Raw genomic sequence first — 3564 nt, forward strand, 5'->3', positions numbered from 1 at the left:
GAAAATTCGGCTTATCGATTCTCGACCTCTCTGATCCATGAGAACGACGAACGTGTAGCTTTCTGGGTGCTGTTCGAGTTCTTGTTCTAACGACTGTTCTCCAGCGTCCGGCCCATGCGGCCGAGGAACGCTATTGATTGTGGTGAACGCCGTGTTTGAATTGTCTTCAAACGGTTTGAGTGCCGCTACACTTCCATCGTAAATCCACTTTCCACGGCTCCTCTCAGGTGCATATTCAGACTTGTCGCGTATGTGTCGCTTCAACTCATGAATACAGACGTTCGTCGTCGTCAGATTAAGGTTGCCTACAACCTTCGGCCACAGAGATGTATTTGCGACAGAAATGAGTGCGTCAGTATCCACAAGAACAGGGTGCCGTATCTCGTCAGAACCCATTCGTTACTCGTTCTGGAAGACGCCATCGGTACTGAGCGTCTCCGCCTTCCCGACTGCCTCGCGTTCTCGTTCGATATCTTCGAGCAGATCTCCAATGAGGATCTTTGCAACGCCTTCGTCCAGTTCTCCGTCAAGGTACTGTTGGTGCAACTCGACTCGCTCTTCATTCGAGAGTACTTCCCGAAGCTTCTCCTTGAGACCTTCTCGAGCGAGTTCACTGATGTTAATCCCTCCCAGACGCATTTCACTGAGGCGTTGACTTGCTCGTTTCTCGTCAGCCCCCCTAAACTGGATTTTGTCGTTGTTTGTTGCCATGGTAACCGGAGATAATCGCTCTACGAATATATTTGTTGTGACCAGCCATCCGTGTCATGACACACTGCTCAGGTGGCAGATCAAAAAGTGAGAAGTCTTCTGTCTGTTGCACATCGCTTCTGACAGTACTCAGTGAGGTCTCGGCGGTCGTGATGAACTCAGGGCGAAAGTCGGTCACTGCCACTATGATTCATCTGTCGAGCGGATGCCGGGTTCGTCGGCCCGAAATCTATCGGGCTTCTATTCCCTCCGCACAGTTGCTCTCGGCGAAATGGTAGCTGCTTGGTGCCAGTTCGTAAAGGCCAACCGTTCGTCTGCTATCGGACCTCAGTCTGCTTCGACCGCCTCGCTCAGCCGCTCCTCAACGAACACGGTGAACTCACCGGCAAACGATACGACTGATTCCCAGTCGGTGAGCTCGGCGTCTCCTGATTTGTCCGTCTCGAATTCCTGGTTCCTCACGATGAATTTCAGCAGCGCTCGCTTGAGAAAGCCGTACTCTGAGAAACGTAGCGCGCCGCCGAAGAGGGCAATTCTGTCGGGCTGCCAGTTCGTGGCGTCGATGAACTTGTCGACATATCCTGTCGCCTCCACGAGTCCCTCGTCATTCTTCGCCCCGGACGCACCGGAGACTTGAAAGAACCCGTTCGGCTTTCTCACCAGTACGTCGCGGTTCGTTTTGACCCATTTCCTTACCGACTTCTGTTGTCTCCCATAGTGGACCGACGCGCCAATCAAGACAGCGTCGAACTCGTTGATATCGAGTTCGGGATCGATTTCCGCAACGTTCACCGTTGTTGCCTCGTGGTCGCGTGCTCTGAATTCCTCCGTGATGCTGTCTGCTATCTTCGCGGCCTGTCCCTCGCCAGTTCCAAACACAGTAAGGATAGTGGCCATGAATGTGATATCGTCGACATCAAGCAAATACTAGCCGTAGATTGTTGGGGCAAACACCCTGCTCCGAAAGTAACGAAGGGGATAGTGGCGACGAAGTGGCGGCGCGTGGTGGAGGGAACCATTGTCGAATGGTCGTAAGACCGACGTATAGACATTCAGACAGATAGACACACCTTCGTCTGTTGCACACGACATCTGGACCGTCAGTTTCAGGGGTTGCGATTTACGAACGTATTTGATTGTCTGGATGAATCGTCTACCATGAATTCTGCTGGCTTTCTCACCACTCTTGGAACGACGTGCAAACGGTACGGCCCGGGCCGGTTGCCGAGAGCAGAGCGTCGTGACATCGGAGCGGGGTACGCGCTCGCCTCTGCCGCAACAGGTGCAACACTGCTATTCGCGCTAATCTCGTGGAGTCTGTATGCCCTCGGAGAGCCAATCGGTAGTGACTGGGAGTTCTTGGGGACTTGGACACTGATTGCGCTTCCGCTCGTCGTCCCGACCTCGTTCATTTCGGCGGTCATCGTCTGGCGTACTCTCCCCTCGGATACCCCGTACTTCGGCGCAAGTGCTGGCGTGTTAGCGGCGTTGGGAACGTATATCCTCGCACTCCTCGCCCTCTTTGCGTTCAGTATGATTGCGCTAGTAATCAATGGTCAATACACAGAGATTCCGGAAGCGTTAGGATTTATGTCTGTTATCGGATTCGTCGCACTGGCATCGACGTTCTGGCTGACATTCCCCGTCGGGGCGATTAGCGGGATCATCCACGAACGCGTGACCCTCAGCGGGACCAAGCGGACGTAGTGGCAGCCGACCCCAACGCAACTCTTCGCACACGATACACGAGTGCCACGTCGCGGGTGGTTCAATTCCGATCGGGCGGAATAAACCATGCCTCCGTGCGAGATGCACCCTTTGTCTGTGTCACGCCACTCCAGACAGGATTTGGTGTGGTTCCTGCCGTCGTGCTGAATACAGAGCGCGCAAGTCGGTCACACTGAAATCGACTCTAGTCACCAAAGAACGCGTCTAGCAGTCGGTTCTCGGCTTTCCTGAGATGACCGTGAAGGGTGGCCGAAGAGATATCGAGCGACGCAGCAACCTCCTCTGCGGTGGAGTCACGTGGCCAATCGAAGTACCCAGCACGAAACGCAGCTTCAAGCGCCTCTCGCTGACGGTCGGTCATGTCCGTCTCGCTTGGTATCGCGTCATGATCGGTCGGTTCTACGTCACGCTTTGCCAGTAGCTCAGTCTCAGGGAACTCGTCTTGCACCCGTTCGACGACGGCACGGACATTCGTTCCTGGGGAGAGTTCCACCGTCATTTGACAGCGGCCGTCAGCCGCAGTTGCCGTCCGAACATTTGCTCCATATTCAACGAAGGAATGAGCAAGTGTGCCGTGGCTTGCCTGTACCTCGAGTGTAGTTCCGTCGTCGGTTGAAAGCTGGCGGACCTCCGAGACACCGGAGTGAGTCATGGCTTTGTCGGTGCCGACGTCGTTGTCTTGGGTACTGAGATAGGCAGTCAAGTCCCCCTTTCGAGCAGGGATGAGCCCGTTGAGGGTCCACGCACTATCGGTAGTGTCTGACAATACAACAAGCAACGCATCTGAGTCGGTCGAATGGATGTCAATCTCGATTTTGGTGTCGGAAACCAGTAAGTGAGTACGTTCGATAGAGGTGAGGGCATGCCCGATTGTTTCACCAAGTTCGTCGAGCACATCGAGTTCTCGTTCTCCAAAGCCAGACTCACGGTGCGTATGTAGTGCGATTGCACCGTAGACTGTCTGTCCATACACAAGCGGGATAGACGTCCACGAACCTCTCGCGGGTGACTCGGAGTGATCTGGCATATCTTCGCCTACCGACTCGATTGCTTCGAGCGCCTCGTTCGCCGGCAGCCCACTCCCCGACTCGACAGTACAGGGCGTGGTATCCTCGGCTCTCATCC

The 3564-nt window shown here is 54.7% G+C and carries 5 protein-coding genes; 1 reads left to right on the plus strand and 4 read right to left on the minus strand.

The annotated features are described in order from the left end of the window. The 3 genes from AUR66_RS22875 to AUR66_RS16365 form a co-directional block, all read right to left on the minus strand. A partial coding sequence (locus tag AUR66_RS22875; RefSeq protein WP_082682254.1) for a hypothetical protein occupies positions 1-396 on the minus strand: 396 nt, incomplete at its 3' end. A gap of 3 nt (positions 397-399) precedes the next feature. Beyond that, positions 400-711 carry a hypothetical protein gene (locus AUR66_RS16360; protein ID WP_058573281.1) on the minus strand — a complete coding sequence of 104 codons (312 nt, stop codon included), beginning with the start codon at positions 709-711 and terminating at the stop codon, positions 400-402. A 327-nt stretch (positions 712-1038) separates the two neighbouring features. Then, the gene (locus AUR66_RS16365; RefSeq protein WP_058573282.1) at positions 1039-1608 is read right to left on the minus strand and encodes a flavodoxin domain-containing protein; all 570 of its coding nucleotides are present in this window, start codon (positions 1606-1608) and stop codon (positions 1039-1041) included. Positions 1609-1869: 261 nt separating this feature from the next. On the opposite strand from AUR66_RS16365, the gene AUR66_RS16370 reads away from it, so the two are divergent. Further along, positions 1870-2418 carry a hypothetical protein gene (locus tag AUR66_RS16370; protein ID WP_058573283.1) on the plus strand — a complete coding sequence of 183 codons (549 nt, stop codon included), beginning with the start codon at positions 1870-1872 and terminating at the stop codon, positions 2416-2418. A 205-nt stretch (positions 2419-2623) separates the two neighbouring features. Here AUR66_RS16370 and AUR66_RS16375 read toward each other — a convergent pair. Then, a partial coding sequence (locus tag AUR66_RS16375) for a bacterio-opsin activator domain-containing protein (RefSeq protein ID WP_058573284.1) occupies positions 2624-3564 on the minus strand: 941 nt, incomplete at its 5' end.

It is taken from the genome of Haloferax profundi (genome assembly GCF_001469865.1).
Classification (GTDB): domain Archaea; phylum Halobacteriota; class Halobacteria; order Halobacteriales; family Haloferacaceae; genus Haloferax; species Haloferax profundi.

Excerpts from the sequence above, each read along its gene's own strand:
- AUR66_RS16360 (WP_058573281.1), bottom strand. The coding sequence starts at position 711 with ATGGCAACAAACAACGACAAAATCCAGTTTAGGGGGGCTGACGAGAAA.
- AUR66_RS16365 (WP_058573282.1), bottom strand. The coding sequence starts at position 1,608 with ATGGCCACTATCCTTACTGTGTTTGGAACTGGCGAGGGACAGGCCGCG.
- AUR66_RS16370 (WP_058573283.1), top strand. The coding sequence starts at position 1,870 with ATGAATTCTGCTGGCTTTCTCACCACTCTTGGAACGACGTGCAAACGG.